Origin of the sequence: Streptomyces sp. NPDC002779 (assembly GCF_042888685.1) — a bacterium.
Classification (GTDB): domain Bacteria; phylum Actinomycetota; class Actinomycetes; order Streptomycetales; family Streptomycetaceae; genus Streptomyces.
The window spans coordinates 92,733-111,306 of record NZ_JBIAQC010000015.1; the positions used below are offsets into that span (position 1 = coordinate 92,733).

Here is an 18,574-nt window from a genome sequence, read left to right on the forward strand (position 1 = left end):
CAGGAGGCAGTCTGCCCTTGACGGCGCCGGAGCGGGAGTGAAGACTCCTTCAACAGAACGTTGAATTCCGTAGCGTGGAAGTGCATCCCGTTGCCGGAAGCAGACGACGGCAGAGAGAGGGGTCCCGGGTGTCCGACGTAGAACTGGTGCTGCGCTCGACGCGCGTCATCACCCCGGAGGGGACGCGGGCCGCATCGGTCGCCGTGTCCGCCGGGAAGATCACGGCCGTACTGCCGTACGACGCGCCCGTCGGGGACGCCCGGGTGGAGGACCTCGGCGACGACGTCCTGCTGCCCGGCCTGGTCGACACCCACGTGCACGTCAATGACCCCGGCCGCACCGAGTGGGAGGGCTTCTGGACCGCCACCCGCGCGGCGGCGGCCGGCGGCATCACCACCCTCGTCGACATGCCGCTCAACTCCCTCCCGCCGACCACGACGGTGGAGAACCTGCGGGTGAAGCAGCGGGTCGCCGCCGACAAGGCGCACATCGACGTCGGCTTCTGGGGCGGCGCGCTGCCCGACAACGTCAAGGACCTGCGCCCGCTGCACGAGGCGGGGGTGTTCGGCTTCAAGGCGTTCCTCTCCCCGTCCGGCGTGGACGAGTTCCCGCACCTGGACCAGGAGCAACTCGCCCAGTCCCTGGCCGAGATCGCCTCCTTCGGCGGCCTGCTGATCGTGCACGCGGAGGACCCGCACCACCTCGAGGCGGCACCGCAGCACGGCGGACCCAAGTACGCCGACTTCCTGGCCTCGCGCCCGCGCGACGCGGAGGACACGGCGATCGCCCAGCTGATCGCGCAGGCGCGGCGGCTGGACGCCCGGGTGCACGTCCTGCATCTGTCGTCCTCGGACGCGCTCCCGCTGATCGCCGAGGCGAAGGCGGCGGGGGTACGGCTGACGGTGGAGACCTGTCCGCACTACCTGACCCTGACGGCCGAGGAAGTCCCGGACGGCGCGAGCGAGTTCAAGTGCTGCCCGCCGATCCGCGAGTCCGCCAACCAGGACCTGCTCTGGCAGGCGCTGGCGGACGGCACGATCGACTGCGTGGTCACGGACCACTCGCCGTCCACGGCCGACCTGAAGACGGACGACTTCGCCACCGCGTGGGGCGGTATCTCCGGCCTCCAGCTGAGCCTCGCGGCCGTGTGGACGGAGGCCCGCAAGCGCGGGCACGGCCTGGAGGACGTGGTGCGCTGGATGTCCTCCCGCACGGCGGAACTCGTCGGCCTGGACGGGCGCAAGGGCGCCATCGAGGCCGGCCGTGACGCCGACTTCGCGGTCCTCGCACCGGACGAGACCTTCACCGTGGACCCGGCGGCCCTCCAGCACCGCAACCGGGTGACGGCCTACGCGGGCAAGACCCTGTACGGAGTGGTCAAGTCGACCTGGCTGCGCGGCGAACGCGTGGTCCTCGACGGCGAGTTCACGGAGCCGAGGGGACACCTGCTGACCCGCACCCCCTGACCGCCCTGCCCAGCCCCGACACCCGAAAGGCACTTGAAGTGACGGCGATTGTGAGTTTCACCGGCGACGCGAACCCGTACGGAGGCGGTGACCCGTACGCGGACTACCGCACCGCGGACTTCCCCTTCACCCAGTACGCCAACCTCGCCGACCGGCAGCTCGGGGCCGGTGTCATCGCCGCCAACGACGAGTTCTTCGCGCAGCGGGAGAACCTGCTGCTGCCCGAGCGGGCCGAGTTCGACCCCGAGCACTTCGGGCACAAGGGCAAGATCATGGACGGCTGGGAGACGCGGCGCCGGCGGGGCGTGTCGGCGCGGCACCCGTGGCCGGCCGAGCAGGACCACGACTGGGCGCTGGTGCGCCTGGGAGCGCCGGGGGTCATCCGCGGCATCGTGGTCGACACGGCCCACTTCCGGGGGAACTACCCGCAGGCGGTGTCGGTCGAGGGCACGTCGGTCGCGGGCTCCCCCTCGCCGGAGGAACTGCTCGGCGACGACGTGAAGTGGACGACGCTGGTGGCGCGTACCCCGGTGGGGGGCCACGCGGCGAACGGCTTCGCCGTCTCCGCCGAACAGCGCTTCACCCACCTGCGGGTCAACCAGCACCCCGACGGCGGCATCGCACGGCTGCGGGTGTACGGCGAGGTCGTCCCGGATCCGGCGTGGCTGTCGGCGCTGGGCGCCTTCGACGTGGTCGCGCTGGAGAACGGCGGCCAGGTCGAGGACGCGTCGAACCTCTTCTACTCGCCGGCCACGAACACGATCCAGCCGGGCCGGTCCCGGAAGATGGACGACGGCTGGGAGACACGGCGGCGCCGGGACCAGGGCAACGACTGGATCCGGTACCGGCTGGTGGCCCAGTCCCGGATCCGGGCGATCGAGATCGACACGGCGTACCTCAAGGGCAACAGCGCCGGGTGGGCGTCGGTGTCGGTGCGGGACGGCGAGTCCGGTGACTGGCACGAGGTCCTTCCCCGGACCCGCCTCCAGCCCGACACGAACCACCGCTTCCTCCTCGCGGCCCCCGCGGTGGGCACCCACGCGCGCGTGGACATCTACCCGGACGGCGGAATCTCCCGCCTGCGCCTGTTCGGCTCCCTGACGGACGAAGGGGCGGCGGGCCTGACGGCACGCCACCAGGAGCTGGGCGGCTGAACCGTGCGGCCCTGAAACGGGGAATCGCAGGCCGGCAGGCGGCGGGGGCGGCCACCCCCGCCGCCGCGGTCACGCCGCGTGGCCGCCGTCCACGGAGAACTCCGCGCCGGTCACATAGGACGCCCCCGCCAGATGCACCACCGTGGACGCGACCTCCTCCACGGTGCCGAAGCGGCCCAGAGCCGTGAGGGCCGCCTGGTCGGGCCCGTACGGACCGTCCGCCGGGTTCATGTCCGTGTCGATCGGGCCCGGGTGCACGATGTTCGCCGTGATGCCCCGCGCCCCCAGCTCCCGCGCCAGCGCCTTCGTGAGCCCGATCAGCGCCGACTTGCTCATCGTGTAGAGGGTCCCCCCGGGGCCGGGCACCCGCTGCGCCATGCACGAGCCGATCGTGATGATCCGCCCGCCCTCCGGCATCAGCGCGGCAGCCGCCTGCGAGGCCAGGAACACCCCCCGCACGTTGACCGCCAGCACCCGGTCCACGTCCTCCGTCGACAGGGTCGCCAGCGGCCCGATCACCCCCACGCCCGCGTTGTTCACCAGCACATCCAGCCCGCCCAGCGCCGACGCCGTACGCGCCACGGCCTCCGCCGCCTCCCCGGCGTCCGCGGAGTCCGCGCGCAGTGCCACCCCGCGCCGCCCGAGCGCCTCCACGGCCCGGACCACGTCCGATGCCGCCTCCTTGCCGTTCACATAGGTCACGGCCACGTCCGCGCCCGCCCGGGCCAGCCGCACCGCCGTCGTCGCACCGATGCCCCGGCTGCCGCCGGTCACCAGGGCGACCTTGCCGTCAAGAGTTCCGTTGTCGGTTCCGTTGTCAGAAGTCATGGGTCCATCCCAGCGGCCCGCCCGCCCCGGCGCTGGCGGCGTACGGACAGGGAGATCACCGGCACTTCTCGCCCGCCGGACCGATGAGTTGCGGGGGCCGGCGGGGTCTGCCCTGATGACAGCAGATCCCGCACCAGGAAGCAGGTACCCGCCATGGGCAAGCTCGTCTCCACGGTCTTCGTCACCCTCGACGGCGTCTACCAGGCCCCTGGCGGCCCCCAGGAGGACACCCGCGACGGCTTCGGTCAGGGCGGCTGGAGTTTCCCCTACGCCGACGAGGACTTCGGACGGTTCATCAGCGACGTCTTCGACCGCGCCGGCGCCTTCCTCCTCGGCCGCCGTACGTACGACATCTTCAGCGGGTACTGGCCCAAGGTGACCGACCCCGACGACCCGGTCGCCTCGCGGCTGAACACCCTGCCCAAGTACGTCGCTTCCGCCACCCTCACCGACCCGGACTGGGACGGCACCACCGTGATCAGCGGCGACCTCGCCAAGGAGGTCACCGCCCTGAAGGAGCGCACCGACGGCGAACTGCAGATCCACGGCAGCGGCGCCCTCGTCCACTCCCTGCTCGGCCTGGGCGTCCTCGACACCCTGCACCTGCTGACCTTCCCGGTGGTCCTGGGCGCCGGCCGGCGCCTCTTCCCGGAGCGCACCGCCCCGACCGCCTTCCGCGGCACGGGCGGCCGCGTCACCTCCACGGGCGTCTCCATCCAGACGTACGACGTGGCCGGGAAGCCCGAGTACGGCGCGTTCGAACTCCCCGAGAACGCGTGACGCGGCGGATCGACGCCGGCCCCGGCGGGTCAACTCCCCGCAACCTTCGCGGACTTGCCGTGAAGATCCGCCGGGTGGTCATTGACGTGCCATGGTCTACGCGCATCATCATGGGGCCATGAGATTCCCCCCACGGATCACTCGCCTCGGCGCCGCGGCCGCCGTCCTGTCCGCCCTCCTCGTCGGCGGCACCGTCACCGCCACTCCGGCCGCCGCCGCGGTCGGCGACATCTGCTACAGCGCCCTGCCCTCCCAGGCGCACGACACGCTCGACCTGATCGAGCAGGGCGGACCCTTCCCGTACACCCAGGACGGCACCGTCTTCCAGAACCGCGAAGGCATCCTGCCCGGGCAGTCCACCGGGTACTACCACGAGTACACGGTCATCACGCCCGGTGCGTCCACGCGCGGGGCACGCCGGATCGTCACCGGCGAGGAACACCAGGAGGACTACTACACGGCCGACCACTACGCCTCGTTCGACCTGATCGACTACGGCTGCTGATCAGCCGGACCCCCGGTTCTCGGCGACGGCGAAGAGCGCGAACGCCAGCACCAGCAGCGTGATGCTCGCGTAGATCTCGTAGCCGTCGAGCAGGCCGACCCGCTGCACCAGCCCCCAGTCCCAGTCGGTGAACTGGTGCACCAGACCGGCGACGCCCTGGACCAGGGCAAGGAATCCGAGAAGTTCCAGCAACTGCTTCATGGACAGCACCCTCGCCTCGCGGACCCCCCACGGACATCGGCCGCGGGGCGAGAGCGGCCCGACCGAAGTCCCCGCCTCCCGGGCCCCGGCGCGCCGAAAGTCTGACGTGCCGCGACTTTGGTCGACGATCCCGCCGGGGCAGGGGTGCCGGGGCGCGCGGCTGCGTAGATTTGTCGACCGTGAGTGGTGACATGCCAGGGCCCGAGTCGCAGCCCTTCGTCGAGCAGCCCTGGCTGCTGCCCTCGGCCGTGGTGAAGGAACTCGATCCCGATGACGAGCGGGCGGGGCGGCGCCACCGGCGCACCGCGCGGGACTGGGTGGTCGACTTCTCGTGCTTCCTGGTGGCCATCTCCTTCGGCCTGCTCAGCGCCGACGCCATGGAGCAGGAGAAGCTCCCGGAGGCCGTCGCCGCCCTCGACCAGGTGCTGGGCGCGCTCGCTTGCGCGGCCGTCTGGCTGCGCCGCCGCTGGCCCCTCGGGCTCGCCGTGGCGATGATCCCGGTCGCCTTCCTGTCGGCCACCGCGGGCGGCGCGAGCCTGGTGGCGATGTTCACCCTCGCCGTGCACCGCCCCTTCCGGTACGTGGCTTGGGTGAGCGGGGCCGGGCTGGCGGTGACGCCGCTGTTCTACTGGTACCGGCCCGACCCCGAGATCCCGTACGGCTGGACGCTGTTCATCGGTGTCGTGCTGACCGGTGCCGTCGTCGGCTGGGGCATGTTCGTGCGCTCCAAGCGCCAGCTCATGCTCAGTCTGCGGGACCGCGCCCGCCGTGCCGAGACCGAGGCGCGACTGCGGGCCGAGCAGGCGCAGCGGCTGGCGCGCGAGGCCATCGCCCGGGAGATGCACGACGTCCTCGCCCACCGGCTGACCCTGCTGAGCGTGCACGCGGGCGCGCTGGAGTTCCGGCCGGACGCGCCCCGGGAGGAGATCGTGCGGGCCGCCGGGGTCATCCGGGAGAGCGCCCACGAGGCGCTCCAGGACCTGCGGGAGATCATCGGCGTACTGCGGGCGGGGGAGCGCGACGACACCAGCCGGCCCCAGCCCACCCTCGGCGCGCTGGAGGCGCTGGTCACCGAGTCCCGCGAGGCCGGGATGAAGGTCACCCTCGACCTCCGCGTCACCGACCCCGCCGCCGTCCCCGCCTCCGTGGGCCGCACCGCGTACCGCATCGCCCAGGAGGGCCTGACCAACGCCCGCAAGCATGCCCCCGGCACCGAGGTCACCGTCACGGTCACCGGCGGCCCGGGCGAAGGGCTCGACGTGTGCCTGCGCAATCCGGCGCCGGACGGCGACGTACCGCCGGTGCCGGGCTCCGGGCAGGGACTGATCGGGCTGACCGAACGGGCGACCCTGACCGGGGGCCGCCTGGCCCACGGCCCGACGACGGACGGCGGCTTCGAGGTACGGGCCTGGCTGCCCTGGGGATGACGACCGCCTGGCCGCCCTGGGGGTGACGACCGGGCCCGAGCCGCACCGGCCTCGACGGAGCCGGAGGAACCCGCCCCGCAACGGGCTCCACGCCGCCACCGGGCATCCCGAACACCTCGGCCGGCCGCAGCAGTTCCCGCTCGATGTCACAGCGCGCGCGTCCCGCCCCGGCAATCATGATTACGTAAGCGCCATGACTGCGATCAGACTCCTCCTCGTCGACGACGACCCGCTGGTGCGGGCCGGTCTGTCCCTGATGATGGGCGGCGCGGACGACATCGAGATCGTCGGTGAGGCCGCCGACGGCGCGGAGGTCGGGGACCTCGTCGAGCGCACCCGCCCGGACGTCGTCCTGATGGACATCCGGATGCCCTCGGTGGACGGTCTCACCGCCACGGAGCGGCTGCGCGGCCGGCCCGACGCCCCGCAGGTGGTCCTGCTCACCACCTTCCACGCCGACGAGCACGTCCTGCGTGCCCTGCGCGCGGGCGCCGCCGGATTCGTCCTGAAGGACACCCCGCCCGCGGAGATCGTCGAGGCGGTACGGCGGGTCGCCGCGGGTGATCCGGTCCTGTCGCCCACGGTGACACGGCAGTTGATGGAGCACGCGGCGGGCGCCGCCGCCGATACTCGCCGCACCCGCGCGCGGGCCCGGATCGCCGCACTGAACGACCGCGAGTGCGAGGTCGCCGTCGCGGTGGGCCGCGGCCTGTCCAACGCGGAGATCGCCGGCGCCCTGTTCCTGAGCGTCGCCACGGTCAAGACCCATGTCTCCCGCATCCTGACCAAGCTCGACCTCAACAACCGGGTCCAGATCGCCCTGCTCGCCCATGACGCGGGGCTCCTCGAAGAACCCGACGAGGCGGGGCACTAGGCGCGGGCCCCGTCCGTTGTGAGGGTGTCGGGGGAAGGGTCCGAGGGGGAGCGGTCATGAGCGGTGTCATCGATCTGGGGGAGTTCGGCGAGGAGTTCCGCCGCAATCCGCATCCGGCGTACGCGAGCCTGCGGGCCATGGGGCCCGTGCACCGCGTCCGGCCGCCGGAGTGGGAGTCCGCGACCTGGCTCGTCGTCGGCCACGAGGAGGCCCGCGCGGCGCTGGCCGACCCGCGCCTGTCCAAGGACGCCTCCAAGATCGGCATGTCGTCCCTGGACGAGGAGATGATCGGCAAGAACCTCCTGGTCTGCGACCCGCCCCAGCACACCAGGCTGCGCGGCCTGATCTCCCGCGCCTTCACCATGCGCCGGGTGGAGGAACTGCGCCCGCGCGTCCAGCGGATCACCGACGACCTCCTCGACGCGATGCTGCCGCACGGCCGGGCCGACCTGGTGGAGTCCTTCGCGCATCCCCTCCCGCTCACCGTCATCTGCGAACTGCTCGGCGTGCCCGAGATGGACCGCGCGGAGTTCCGCAAGATGTCCACGGAGGCGGTCGCGCCCAGCAGTCCGGGCAGCGAGTACGACGCCTTCGTCGGCCTCGCCGCCTACTTCACCGACCTGATCGAGGACAAGCGGGCCGCGGGCCCGGGCGGCGACCTGCTCAGCGACCTGATCCGCACCACCGCGGAGGACGGCGACCGGCTCTCCCCGGACGAACTGCGCGGCATGGCCTTCATCCTGCTGATCGCCGGCCACGAGACCACGGTCAACCTCATCAGCAGCGGCGTCCACGCCCTGCTCACCCATCCCGACCAACTCGCCGCCCTGCGGGCCGACATGACCCTCCTCGACGGCGCGGTCGAGGAGATGCTGCGCTACGAGGGCCCGGTGGAGAACGCCACCTTCCGGTACGCCGCCGAGCCGCTGGAGATAGGGGGCGCCCGGATCGAGGCGGGCGACCCGGTGATGATCTGCCTCACCGCGGCGGACCGGGACGCGGGCCGCTACCCCGACCCGGACCGCTTCGACATCCGCCGCGACACCCGCGGCCATGTCGCCTTCGGCCACGGCCTCCACTTCTGCCTGGGCGCCCCCCTGGCCCGCCTGGAAGCGCGCACGGCGATCCGCACACTCCTGGACCGCACCCCCCACCTCACCCTCGACGGCCCACCCGGCGAATGGCTCCCAGGCATGCTGATCCGAGGCATGCGCACCCTGCCGGTGCGCTGGTAGACACGGGGCGGGCTCCGGAGGCGTGCGCCGCCGGACGCCGGACCCCGGTTGTCCGCCTTCAGACCGCCGACGTCTCGTGGCCGCCCGGCAGTTCGGCCGGGCGGACCGGACGGTGCTCGTGTCTGGACAGTTCGCAGGCCTCGGCGATCCGCAGGGCCTGCAAGGCCTCGCGGCCGTCGCAGGGGTTGGCCCGCTCGCCCCGGACCACCTCGACGAACGCGGCCAGCTCGGCCTCGTAGGCGGGTCCGAAGCGTTCCAGGAAGCCGGGCCAGGGCTTGTCGGCGGCCGGGGGTCCGCTCGGTTCCGTGGACGCGATCGGCGTGCGGTCGTCCAGGCCGACGACGACCGTGTCCCGCTCCCCGGCCAGCTCCATGCGCACGTCGTAGCCCGCGCCGTTCATCCGGGTCGCCGTGGCCGTCGCGAGCGTGCCGTCGTCCAGCCTGAGCACCACCGCCGCGGTGTCGACGTCACCCGCCTCACGGAACATCGCGGGCCCGGCGTCGGACCCGGCCGCGTACACCTCGGTCACCTCGCGCCCGGTCACCCAGCGCAGCGCGTCGAAGTCATGGATCAGCGTGTCCCGGTACAGTCCACCGGACCCCGGCAGATACGCGGCCGGCGGCGGCGCCTGGTCGCTGGTGAGCGCCCGTACGGTGTGCAGCCGTCCCAGCCGCCCGGCGCGCACCGCTTCCCGGGCACCCAGATACCCCGCGTCGAAGCGGCGCTGGAACCCCATCTGCAGGATCGTTCCGGCGGTCTCCACCTCGGCGATCGCCTGAAGCGTGCCGGGCAGGTCCAGCGCGATGGGCTTCTCGCAGAACACCGGAAGCCCCGACCGCGCCGCCCGCCCGATCAGCTCGGCGTGCGCCGGGGTGGCCGTCGTGATGACCACCGCGTCCACACCCCAACGGAAGATCTCGTCCACCCCCGGCGCCGCCGTCTCGCCCAGCCGCAGGGCCAGCTCCGCCGCCCGCGCCGGATCGGCGTCCGTGAGGATCAGGGATCCGACCTCCCGGTGCCGGCTCAGAGTGTTCGCGTGGATCGTCCCGATCCGGCCGGTACCGATGACTCCGATGCGCATGGGACCAAAGTGCGGTCGCACCGGCCACCCTGTCAATCTGAATGTCCGGACAATCGAACTACACGACTTCCCGTCAACCGGCCATGGAGCTACGCTCGGCCCGTGCCGAAACCAGAAGTGGACCCGACCTCGCCGCTTGCCCTCCGTGTGGACCGCAGCAGCCCGGTGCCGCTGTACTTCCAGCTGTCCCAGCAGCTGGAGGCGGCGATCGAGCACGGGGCGCTCACTCCCGGCAGCCTGCTGGGCAACGAGATCGAGCTGGCCGCACGCCTCGGTCTCTCCCGGCCCACCGTCCGCCAGGCCATCCAGTCGCTCGTCGACAAGGGCCTGCTGGTCCGCCGCCGCGGCGTCGGCACCCAGGTCGTGCACAGCCAGGTCAAGCGCCCCCTGGAACTCAGCAGCCTCTTCGACGACCTGGAGGCCGCCGGCCAGCGCCCGGCCACGAAGGTGCTGGTCAACACCGTCGTCCCGGCCTCCGCCGAAGTGGCCGCCGCGCTCGGCGTCCCCGAGGGCGGCGACGTGCACCGCGTGGAGCGGCTGCGCCTCGCGCACGGCGAGCCGATGGCGTACCTGTGCAACCACCTGCCCGGCGGACTGCTCGACCTGGACACCGCGCAGCTGGAGGCCACCGGCCTGTACCGGCTGATGCGCAGCGCCGGGATCACCCTGCACAGCGCCCGCCAGTCCATCGGCGCCCGCTCCGCGACCGCCGCCGAGGCCGAACGGCTCACCGAGCACGAGGGCGCCCCGCTGCTCACCATGCAGCGCACCACCTTCGACGACACCGGCCGCGCCGTCGAGTTCGGCGACCACATCTACCGCCCGAGCCGCTACGCCTTCGAGTTCCAGCTCCTCGTACGCCCGTAAAGGTCCTTCTCCCCGGCCGTTCGTTCGTCTCAATGTCCGGACAAGGCAACCGACTCGCGGTCCCCCGGTCACCGGGCGCATGACCCCTGTGTTTGATACTGAGACGTTTGGGGCCGGTGATGTCACTGGCCCCTTGCGTACGTCAGCACACAGCAAGAAGGGCACGGCCTCGTGGCACGGTTGAGGACCTGGGCAGGATTCGCGCTGGCGGGGGCACTGTGCGTGTCCCTCGCCGGATGCAGCAGCACCGGCGGCAAGCGCGCCGAGGACGCCCGCAAGGCCGCGGCGGCCCAGGGGAAGGCGGCGGTGAACACCCCCCGCTGGACCTTCGCGATGATCACCCACTCGGGCGATGGCGACACCTTCTGGGACATCGTCCAGAGCGGCGCCGAGCAGGCGGCCGTCAAGGACAACATCAACTTCCTGTACTCGCACGACGACGAGGGCCAGCAGCAGGCGCAGCTCGTCGACGCCGCCGTCGACAAGCAGGTCGACGGGATCATCGTCACCCTCGCCAAGCCCGACGCCATGAAGGCCGCCGTGGCCCGCGCCCGCAAGGCCGGCATCCCGGTGATCACGGTGAACTCCGGCTCGGAGCAGTCCAAGGCGTTCGGCGCGCTCACCCACATCGGACAGGACGAGACCATCGCCGGCGAGGCCGTCGGCGAGGAGCTGAACGAGCGCGGCCGCAAGAAGGCCCTCTGCGTGCTGCACGAGCAGGGCAACGTCGGTCACGAACAGCGCTGCGACGGGGTGAAGAAGACCTTCGACGGCACCGTCCAGGACCTGTACGTCAACGGCACGAGCATGCCGGACGTGCAGTCCGCCATCGAGGCCAAGCTCCAGGCCGACGGCTCCATCGACGCGGTCGTCACGCTCGGCGCCCCGTACGCCGACACCGCCGTCAAGGCCAAGCATGGCGCCGGCAGCGACGCCGAGATCGACACCTTCGACCTCAACGCCAAGGTGGCGGCCTCGCTCAGGGACGGCACCCTCGGCTTCGCCGTCGACCAGCAGCCGTACCTCCAGGGCTACGAGGCCGTCGACCTGCTGTGGCTGTACAAGTACAACGACGACGTCCTCGGCGGCGGCAGGCCCGTGCTCACCGGCCCGCAGATCATTACCCAGGACCAGGCCGCGGCGCTGGAGGAGTACACGAAGCGGGGCACCCGATGAGCGCCGCGACCGTCGACGAACGGCTCGTCGAGACCTCACCGCTGCGCAAGCTCCTCGGTCGCCCCGAACTCGGCTCGGTCGTCGGCGCCCTCGCCGTCTTCGCCTTCTTCGCACTCGCCGCCGACGGCTTCCTGCGCGCCGCCAGCCTCAGCACGGTCCTGTACGCGTCCTCCACCATCGGCATCATGGCGGTCCCCGTCGCCCTGCTGATGATCGGCGGCGAGTTCGACCTGTCGGCGGGCGTGCTGGTGACGTCCTCGGCCCTGGTGTCGTCGATGTTCAGCTACCAGATGACGGCCAACACCTGGGTCGGCGTCGGAGTGTCCCTGCTGGTCACCCTGGCCATCGGCGCCTTCAACGGCATCATGCTCACCCGCACGAAACTGCCGAGCTTCATCATCACGCTCGGCACCTTCCTGATGCTGACCGGCATGAACCTCGGCTTCACCAAGCTGATCGACGGCACCGTCTCCACCAAGTCGATCGCCGACATGGAGGGCTTCCCGAGCGCGCGCGACGTCTTCGCCTCGACGCTGACCATCGGCGGCGTCGACGTCAAGGTGACGATCCTGTGGTGGTTCGGCCTGGTCGCCGTCGCCTCCTGGATCCTGCTGCGCACCCGCGCCGGCAACTGGATCTTCGCGGTCGGCGGCAACCAGGACGCGGCCCGAGCGGTCGGCGTCCCCGTCGCCAGGACCAAGATCGGCCTCTACATGGGCGTCGCGTTCGGCGCCTGGATCCTGGGCCAGCACCTGCTCTTCTCCTACGACGTCGTCCAGTCCGGCGAGGGCGTCGGCAACGAGCTGATCTACATCATCGCGGCCGTCATCGGCGGCTGTCTGATCACCGGCGGCTACGGCAGCGCGGTCGGCTCCGCGGTCGGCGCGTTCATCTTCGGCATGACCAGCAAGGGCATCGTCTACGCCGAGTGGAACCCCGACTGGTTCAAGTTCTTCCTCGGAGCGATGCTGCTCCTCGCGACCCTGCTCAACGCCTGGGTCCGCAAGCGCGCGGAGGCCACCAAGTGACACTCGTCGAGCTGGCCGACGTCAGCAAGCACTACGGCAACATCCGCGCCCTGGAAGGCGTCTCCCTGGAGGTCCACGCGGGCGAGATCACCTGCGTCCTGGGCGACAACGGCGCGGGCAAGTCCACCCTCATCAAGATCATCGCGGGGCTGCACCAGCACGACGGCGGCGTCCTGCGCCTCGACGGCGAGGAGACGAAGCTGTCCTCCCCGCGCGAGGCCCTGGACCGCGGCATCGCCACGGTCTACCAGGACCTGGCCGTCGTACCGCTGATGCCGGTGTGGCGGAACTTCTTCCTCGGCTCCGAGCCCCGCAAGGGCGTCGGCCCCTTCAAGCGCCTGGACGTCGACCACATGCGCCGCGCCACCTACACGGAGCTGCGGAACATGGGCATTGACCTCCGCGATGTCGACCAGCCCATCGGCACCCTCTCCGGCGGCGAACGCCAGTGCGTGGCCATCGCGCGGGCCGTGCACTTCGGAGCGAAGGTCCTGGTGCTGGACGAACCGACGGCGGCGCTCGGCGTGAAGCAGTCCGGCGTGGTCCTGAAGCTCGTGGCGGCGGCGCGGGACGAGGGCCTGGGGGTTGTGTTCATCACACACAATCCGCACCACGCGTATATGGTCGGCGACCGCTTCGTGCTGCTGAAGAGGGGCACGATGGTGGGCAACCGCAAGCGGCATGAGATCACCCTGGACGAGCTGACCAGGCAGATGGCAGGCGGCAACGACCTCGATGATCTACGCCGGGAGCTGAAACGTACCCAGGGGCGCGGGGAACTGCGCGAGCGACCGCACACCGGCCGGTAGACGGCGTACGACAGAAACCACCCCATTGTTTCCCTCGACGGCACCCCTACCCGCGGTGAGGCAGAATCGGGCCCGATGAGCACCTACGGCACCTTCAACGCCCCCATCGGCTCCCGCCGCGCCACGGCTCTGCGCACAGTCGGCACAAGGGAGCGCCGGTCACACCTGACCGCCCCCCGAGTGCCCACCGTGGGCATCGACATCGGCGGCACCAAGGTGATGGCCGGCGTCGTCGACGCCGACGGCAACATCCTGGAGAAGCTCCGCGCGGAGACCCCGGACAAGTCCAAGAGCCCCAAGGTCGTCGAGGACACCATCGTCGAACTGGTGCTGGACCTGTCCGACCGGCACGACGTGCACGCCGTCGGCATCGGCGCGGCCGGCTGGGTGGACGCCGACCGCAACCGCATCCTGTTCGCCCCGCACCTGTCCTGGCGCAACGAACCGCTCAGGGACCGCATCGCCGAACGGCTCGCCGTGCCCGTCCTGGTCGACAACGACGCCAACACCGCCGCCTGGGCCGAGTGGCGCTTCGGCGCGGGCCGCGGCGAGACCCACCTGGTGATGATCACGCTGGGCACCGGCATCGGCGGCGCGATCCTGGAGGACGGGCAGGTCAAGCGCGGCAAGTTCGGCGTGGCCGGCGAGTTCGGCCATATGCAGGTCGTGCCCGGCGGCCACCGCTGCCCGTGCGGCAACCGCGGCTGCTGGGAGCAGTACAGCTCGGGCAACGCCCTGGTGCGCGAGGCCCGTGAGCTGGCCGCGGCCGACTCCCCGGTGGCGTACGGGCTCATCGAGCACGTCAAGGGCAGCGTCCCCGACATCACCGGGCCGGTCATCACCGAGCTGGCCCGGGACGGCGACGCCATGTGCATCGAGCTGCTCCAGGACATCGGCCAGTGGCTCGGCGTCGGCATCGCCAACCTCGCGGCGGCCCTCGACCCGTCCTGCTTCGTCATCGGCGGCGGTGTCTCGGCCGCCGACGACCTGCTCATCGTTCCCGCGCGGGACGCCTTCAAGCGCCATCTGACCGGCCGCGGCTACCGCCCCGAGGCCCGTATCGCGCGCGCCCAGCTCGGCCCCGAGGCCGGCATGGTCGGCGCCGCGGACCTCGCCCGCCTGGTCGCCCGCCGCTTCCGGCGCGCCAACCGGCGCCGGGTGGAGCGCCATGAGCGCTACGAGCGGTACGTGTCCTCCCGCCGCGCGCCGCAGGGGCCCGCGTGACCCCTGAACTGCCGCACCAGGCCGAACCGGCGGACGAGCCGTCGCGGCCCGCCGAGGACCGGCGCCACATGATCCGCCGCCGGGCGCTCACCCTGCTCATCATCGTCCTGCTCATCGGCGTCCCCGCCGGCTACCTGGTGATCTCCGCCGATCAGAGCCGGGACAGCGGCAAGGACAAGGAGGCCAAGTACGCGGCGCGGGGACTCACCGAGGGCTGGCCGTCCAAGGTCCAGCGCCGCCTCTACCAGGTGCCTGTCCCGCACCCCGCGAACCAGGTCGCCCACTACGAGACGAACAACTGGCGCACCAGCCGGCTCTACGTCCAGTTCCAGACCACGCACGCCGGCCTGGACGCCTTCCTGGCCGATCTCGGGCTGCACCGCAACGACCTCCAGCGGGGCGACATCACCATCGGCACCCGGGACCAGAAGGTCACCGGCTGGAAGTTCGCCGGCGAGGGCTCCCGGCCCGGCGCGTACTTCGGGATCGTCCGCGAGCAGAAGAACCCGGCCCCCACCCAGGACATCGTGGTCAACACGGGCAACCCGACCTTCCCCATGGTCTACGTCGTCTCCCGCACGGTTCCCTAGCCGTCCGGCCCCGCCCGGACCGGGCGGCGGGGCCGATTGTCAGACCCCGCCCGTAGAGTCGAAGACGACTGATCCGACTCAGGGACGGGAGGTGACAGGGCGTATGAACGACACGGCGACAGCGGCCGACCGCACCGGCGATCTCCGTACGGCGGACTTCGTGCCCGTGCGCCTCGCCGCCGTCTTCCTGCCCGCGCCCCTGCCGCGCGAGGGCCGGATCGCCTTCTGGGACCCCGAGGACGCCCCCCTGCCCCCGGGCCCCGGGCCCACCGAGCTGACGGTGGTACGGCGGCACGGCGCCGGGGTCCGCCGCAGGCCCGCCCCCGCCCTGACCCTCCCCCTGGACGCCGCGCTGCCCCTCCTCGTCCGCGCCCGCCGCGACCCCGCGGCCCACCCCGCCACCGCCGCCTGGGGCGCCGCCGCCCAGCACGCCCTACGGCTCACCGCGCGCGGCCGGCTCCTCCCCGGACTGACCCCCACAGGCCACGACGCCTGGCGGGCCGGCCCCCTCGGCCCGGTCGACATCGCGCACCTGCGGGCCATCGCCGCCGCCCTGCCCCCCGAAGGACACGCGGTGCCGCTGCCCGGCCCGGGACCGCTCCGGCTGCCCGAGCCGGAAGCCCTGATGCGCTCCTTCCTCGACGCGGTCGCCGACACCCTGCCCCGCACCCCGGCCGCCCCCCACGCCTGCGGGAAGCCCTTCGCGGACCGCCGGCCGCAGCGCCTGCCCGACGCCCACGACTGGGCGGCCGAGGTCGCCGCCGGGATGGACGCAGGCGTCCGCATCTCGCTGCGCCTGGACCTGGCGGCTCACCAGCTGTTCGACAGCGAGGAGGGCGTGCGCCACGCTGGCGCGGCGATCGTCCAGGTGCACAGCCTCGCCGACCCCACCCTGGTCGCCGACGCGGCGGCGCTGTGGGCGGGCGAGGCGGATACGGCCTTCGGTCCCCGCGCGCGGGTCGACGCCGCCCTCGCGGTGCGCCGCGCGGCCCGCGTCTGGCCGCCGCTGGACCGGCTCGCCGAGCAGGACGTACCCGACGTACTGGCGTTGTCGGACGAGGAGTTGGGCGATCTGCTGGGGGTGGCGGCGACCCGGCTCGCGGCGGCGGGCGTCGGGGTGCACTGGCCCCGCGACCTCGCCCAGGACCTCACCGCCGCCGCGGTGGTACGGCCCGCCCCGGGCTCGGCGACCGACGGCACCGGCTTCTTCGAGAGCGAGGACCTGCTCCAGTTCCGCTGGCAGCTGGCGCTCGGCGGGGAGCCGCTCAGCGAGGCCGAGATGGACGCGCTCGCCGAGGCGCACCGCCCGGTCGTCCGGCTGCGCGACCACTGGGTGCTGGTGGACCCCGCCCTGGTCCGCAAGGCCCGCAAGCGCGAACTGGGCCTCCTCGACCCCGTCGACGCGCTGTCCGTCGCCCTCACCGGCACCGCGGAGGTGGACGGCGAGTCGGTGGAGGCGGTGCCGGTCGGCGCCCTCGCCGCCCTGCGCGACCGCCTCACGGCGGGCGTCCGCCCCGCCGCGCCACCGCCCGGCCTGGCCGCCACCCTGCGCGACTACCAGCTCCGCGGCCTGGCCTGGCTGGACCTCATGACCTCCCTGGGCCTCGGCGGCTGCCTCGCCGACGACATGGGCCTCGGCAAGACCGTCACCCTCATCGCGCTGCATCTGAAGCGGGCCCGCAGCGAACCGACCCTGGTGATCTGCTCGGCCTCCCTGCTCGGCAACTGGCAGCGCGAGATCACCCGCTTCGCGCCCGGCGTCCCCGTGCGCCGCTTCCACGGCCCCGACCGCACCCTGGACGACCTGACCGGCGGCTTCGTCCTCACGACGTACGGCACCATGCGGTCCGCGGCGCCGGTCCTCGCCCAGCAGGACTGGGGCATGGTCGTCGCGGACGAGGCCCAGCACGTGAAGAACCCCTACTCGGCGACGGCCAAGGCCCTGCGCACCATTCCGACCCCGGCGCGGGTGGCGCTGACCGGCACCCCGGTGGAGAACAACCTCTCCGAGCTGTGGGCCCTGCTGGACTGGACGACCCCGGGGCTCCTCGGCCCCTTGAAGTCCTTCCGGGCCCGGCACGCGCGTGCGGTGGAGAACGGCGAGGACCAGGAGGCGGTGGAGCGGCTGGCGCGGCTCGTGCGGCCCTTCCTCCTGCGCCGCAAGAAGTCCGACCCCGGGATCGTCCCGGAGCTGCCGCCCAAGACCGAGACCGACCACCCGGTGCCGCTCACCCGTGAACAGGCCGCGCTGTACGAGGCGGTGGTGCGGGAGTCGATGCTCGCTATCGAGACCGCGGAGGGCATGGCGCGCCGGGGTCTGGTCCTGAAGCTGCTGTCGGCGCTGAAGCAGATCTGCGACCACCCCGCGCTGTACCTGAAGGAGCCCGCCGCGGGCGAGTCCCTGGCGGCCCGCTCCGGCAAGCTGGCGCTGCTCGACGAACTGCTGGACACCCTGCTGTCGGAGGACGGCTCGGCACTGGTCTTCACGCAGTACGTGGGGATGGCCCGGCTGATCACCTCCCACCTCGCCTCCCGCGCGGTCCCCGTGGGCCTCCTCCACGGCGGCACACCGATCCCCGAGCGCGAACACATGGTGGACCGCTTCCAGGCGGGCGAGACTCCGGTCCTGGTGCTCTCCCTGAAGGCGGCCGGGACCGGCCTGAACCTCACCCGGGCCGGTCATGTCATCCACTTCGACCGCTGGTGGAACCCGGCCGTGGAGGAACAGGCCACCGACCGCGCCTACCGCATCGGCCAGACCCAGCCCGTCCAGGTCCACCGCCTCATCACCGAGGGCACGATCGAGGACCGCATCGCGGAGATGCTGGAGTCCAAGCGGGCTCTGGCCGACGCGATCCTCGGCTCCGGCGAAGCCGCCCTCACCGAACTGACGGCCCGCGAACTCTCCGACCTGGTCTCCCTGCGGAGGACCACATGACCCCCCGCCCGTCGGACGAGGCCCGCAGGGCGCTCAGGGCTGCGCGGGAGGGGGAGCGGCAGGGGAGGGACGGGGGTGTTCTCGGCGCGGGTGCGGGGGAGGGCGGGGGCCCTGAGGTTGAGGAACGTTCTGTGGCCGGGCTGTCGGGGGAGGGCGGTCGGGTGCGGAGGGCTGCGCGGGAGGGGGAGTGGCAGGGGAGGGACGGGGGTGTTCTCGGCGCGGGTGCGGGGGAGGGCGGGGGCCCTGAGGGCGAGGAACGTCCTGGGACCGAGCTGTCGGAGGAGGGCGGCCGGGTGCTGCGCCCCGAGCCGCGGGGCATGGGCGGGAGTGCCGGGGAACTGTCCGAGGCGGCTCGGCGGGCGTTGCGGATGGCGCGGGAACGGGAGGGCAA

The 18,574-nt window shown here is 72.4% G+C and carries 17 protein-coding genes; 14 read left to right on the plus strand and 3 right to left on the minus strand.

Annotated elements, in window-relative coordinates; genetic code table 11:
- Positions 1-128 precede the first annotated feature (128 nt).
- Together allB and alc are read left to right on the plus strand one after the other, a co-directional pair.
- Positions 129-1,466 (plus strand): allantoinase AllB, encoded by a 1,338-nt coding sequence (gene allB / locus ACFYW5_RS31645; RefSeq protein ID WP_389420554.1) that lies wholly within the window; start codon positions 129-131, stop codon positions 1,464-1,466.
- Positions 1,467-1,504: 38 nt separating this feature from the next.
- Positions 1,505-2,620, plus strand: a complete 1,116-nt coding sequence (gene alc / locus ACFYW5_RS31650) for an allantoicase (RefSeq protein ID WP_389420555.1) — start codon at positions 1,505-1,507, stop codon at positions 2,618-2,620.
- Between the two features lie 69 nt (positions 2,621-2,689).
- Here the strand turns inward: alc and ACFYW5_RS31655 are convergent, their stop codons facing one another.
- On the minus strand, positions 2,690-3,448 hold the full coding sequence (locus ACFYW5_RS31655) for an SDR family oxidoreductase (RefSeq protein ID WP_389420556.1): 759 nt from the start codon (positions 3,446-3,448) through the stop codon (positions 2,690-2,692).
- A gap of 153 nt (positions 3,449-3,601) precedes the next feature.
- Between ACFYW5_RS31655 and ACFYW5_RS31660 the strand changes: the two genes are divergently transcribed.
- Together ACFYW5_RS31660 and ACFYW5_RS31665 are read left to right on the plus strand one after the other, a co-directional pair.
- The gene (locus tag ACFYW5_RS31660) at positions 3,602-4,228 is read left to right on the plus strand and encodes a dihydrofolate reductase family protein (protein ID WP_389420557.1); all 627 of its coding nucleotides are present in this window, start codon (positions 3,602-3,604) and stop codon (positions 4,226-4,228) included.
- Between the two features lie 118 nt (positions 4,229-4,346).
- A complete protein-coding gene (locus tag ACFYW5_RS31665; protein ID WP_389420558.1) occupies positions 4,347-4,733 on the plus strand; it encodes a ribonuclease domain-containing protein in 387 nt (128 codons plus the stop codon).
- On the opposite strand, the gene ACFYW5_RS31670 is transcribed toward ACFYW5_RS31665, so the two are convergent.
- A complete protein-coding gene (locus ACFYW5_RS31670) occupies positions 4,734-4,934 on the minus strand; it encodes a hypothetical protein (protein WP_389420559.1) in 201 nt (66 codons plus the stop codon). It abuts the gene before it with no gap.
- A gap of 191 nt (positions 4,935-5,125) precedes the next feature.
- On the opposite strand from ACFYW5_RS31670, the gene ACFYW5_RS31675 reads away from it, so the two are divergent.
- The 3 genes from ACFYW5_RS31675 to ACFYW5_RS31685 all read left to right on the plus strand — a co-directional run bounded on the left by ACFYW5_RS31675 (position 5,126) and on the right by ACFYW5_RS31685 (position 8,470).
- Entirely contained in the window at positions 5,126-6,361 is a 1,236-nt protein-coding gene (locus ACFYW5_RS31675) for a histidine kinase (RefSeq protein WP_389420560.1), read from the plus strand.
- 193 nt (positions 6,362-6,554) lie between these two features.
- Complete coding sequence (locus tag ACFYW5_RS31680; RefSeq protein WP_389420561.1) at positions 6,555-7,235, plus strand: response regulator; 681 nt, start codon at positions 6,555-6,557, stop codon at positions 7,233-7,235.
- Between the two features lie 56 nt (positions 7,236-7,291).
- The gene (locus ACFYW5_RS31685; protein ID WP_389420562.1) at positions 7,292-8,470 is read left to right on the plus strand and encodes a cytochrome P450; all 1,179 of its coding nucleotides are present in this window, start codon (positions 7,292-7,294) and stop codon (positions 8,468-8,470) included.
- Between the two features lie 58 nt (positions 8,471-8,528).
- Here ACFYW5_RS31685 and ACFYW5_RS31690 read toward each other — a convergent pair whose 3' ends face one another.
- Positions 8,529-9,551 (minus strand): Gfo/Idh/MocA family oxidoreductase, encoded by a 1,023-nt coding sequence (locus tag ACFYW5_RS31690; RefSeq protein WP_389420563.1) that lies wholly within the window; start codon positions 9,549-9,551, stop codon positions 8,529-8,531.
- Positions 9,552-9,668: 117 nt separating this feature from the next.
- On the opposite strand from ACFYW5_RS31690, the gene ACFYW5_RS31695 reads away from it, so the two are divergent.
- The 7 genes from ACFYW5_RS31695 to ACFYW5_RS31725 all read left to right on the plus strand — a co-directional run bounded on the left by ACFYW5_RS31695 (position 9,669) and on the right by ACFYW5_RS31725 (position 18,183).
- Entirely contained in the window at positions 9,669-10,418 is a 750-nt protein-coding gene (locus tag ACFYW5_RS31695) for a GntR family transcriptional regulator (protein ID WP_389420601.1), read from the plus strand.
- 171 nt (positions 10,419-10,589) lie between these two features.
- Positions 10,590-11,594 carry a sugar ABC transporter substrate-binding protein gene (locus tag ACFYW5_RS31700; RefSeq protein ID WP_389420564.1) on the plus strand — a complete coding sequence of 335 codons (1,005 nt, stop codon included), beginning with the start codon at positions 10,590-10,592 and terminating at the stop codon, positions 11,592-11,594.
- A complete protein-coding gene (locus tag ACFYW5_RS31705; protein WP_389420565.1) occupies positions 11,591-12,622 on the plus strand; it encodes an ABC transporter permease in 1,032 nt (343 codons plus the stop codon). Before ACFYW5_RS31700 ends, ACFYW5_RS31705 begins: the two co-directional genes overlap by 4 nt.
- The gene (locus ACFYW5_RS31710) at positions 12,619-13,431 is read left to right on the plus strand and encodes an ATP-binding cassette domain-containing protein (protein ID WP_389420566.1); all 813 of its coding nucleotides are present in this window, start codon (positions 12,619-12,621) and stop codon (positions 13,429-13,431) included. Before ACFYW5_RS31705 ends, ACFYW5_RS31710 begins: the two co-directional genes overlap by 4 nt.
- Before the next feature lie 75 nt (positions 13,432-13,506).
- A complete protein-coding gene (locus ACFYW5_RS31715) occupies positions 13,507-14,655 on the plus strand; it encodes an ROK family glucokinase (protein ID WP_389420567.1) in 1,149 nt (382 codons plus the stop codon).
- Positions 14,652-15,245, plus strand: coding sequence for a sugar kinase (locus ACFYW5_RS31720; RefSeq protein WP_389420568.1), 594 nt, complete (start codon positions 14,652-14,654; stop codon positions 15,243-15,245). Before ACFYW5_RS31715 ends, ACFYW5_RS31720 begins: the two co-directional genes overlap by 4 nt.
- 103 nt (positions 15,246-15,348) lie before the next feature.
- Positions 15,349-18,183 carry an SNF2-related protein gene (locus ACFYW5_RS31725; RefSeq protein ID WP_389420569.1) on the plus strand — a complete coding sequence of 945 codons (2,835 nt, stop codon included), beginning with the start codon at positions 15,349-15,351 and terminating at the stop codon, positions 18,181-18,183.
- Positions 18,184-18,574 lie beyond the last annotated feature (391 nt).

What these genes read in the sequence shown, in the direction of transcription:
- ACFYW5_RS31655 (WP_389420556.1), bottom strand. Translation starts at nt 3,448, where the DNA reads ATGACTTCTGACAACGGAACCGACAACGGAACTCTTGACGGCAAGGTC.
- ACFYW5_RS31660 (WP_389420557.1), top strand. Translation starts at nt 3,602, where the DNA reads ATGGGCAAGCTCGTCTCCACGGTCTTCGTCACCCTCGACGGCGTCTAC.
- ACFYW5_RS31665 (WP_389420558.1), top strand. Translation starts at nt 4,347, where the DNA reads ATGAGATTCCCCCCACGGATCACTCGCCTCGGCGCCGCGGCCGCCGTC.
- ACFYW5_RS31670 (WP_389420559.1), bottom strand. Translation starts at nt 4,934, where the DNA reads ATGAAGCAGTTGCTGGAACTTCTCGGATTCCTTGCCCTGGTCCAGGGC.
- ACFYW5_RS31675 (WP_389420560.1), top strand. Translation starts at nt 5,126, where the DNA reads ATGCCAGGGCCCGAGTCGCAGCCCTTCGTCGAGCAGCCCTGGCTGCTG.
- ACFYW5_RS31680 (WP_389420561.1), top strand. Translation starts at nt 6,555, where the DNA reads ATGACTGCGATCAGACTCCTCCTCGTCGACGACGACCCGCTGGTGCGG.
- ACFYW5_RS31685 (WP_389420562.1), top strand. Translation starts at nt 7,292, where the DNA reads ATGAGCGGTGTCATCGATCTGGGGGAGTTCGGCGAGGAGTTCCGCCGC.
- ACFYW5_RS31690 (WP_389420563.1), bottom strand. Translation starts at nt 9,551, where the DNA reads ATGCGCATCGGAGTCATCGGTACCGGCCGGATCGGGACGATCCACGCG.
- ACFYW5_RS31705 (WP_389420565.1), top strand. Translation starts at nt 11,591, where the DNA reads ATGAGCGCCGCGACCGTCGACGAACGGCTCGTCGAGACCTCACCGCTG.
- ACFYW5_RS31715 (WP_389420567.1), top strand. Translation starts at nt 13,507, where the DNA reads ATGAGCACCTACGGCACCTTCAACGCCCCCATCGGCTCCCGCCGCGCC.
- ACFYW5_RS31725 (WP_389420569.1), top strand. Translation starts at nt 15,349, where the DNA reads ATGAACGACACGGCGACAGCGGCCGACCGCACCGGCGATCTCCGTACG.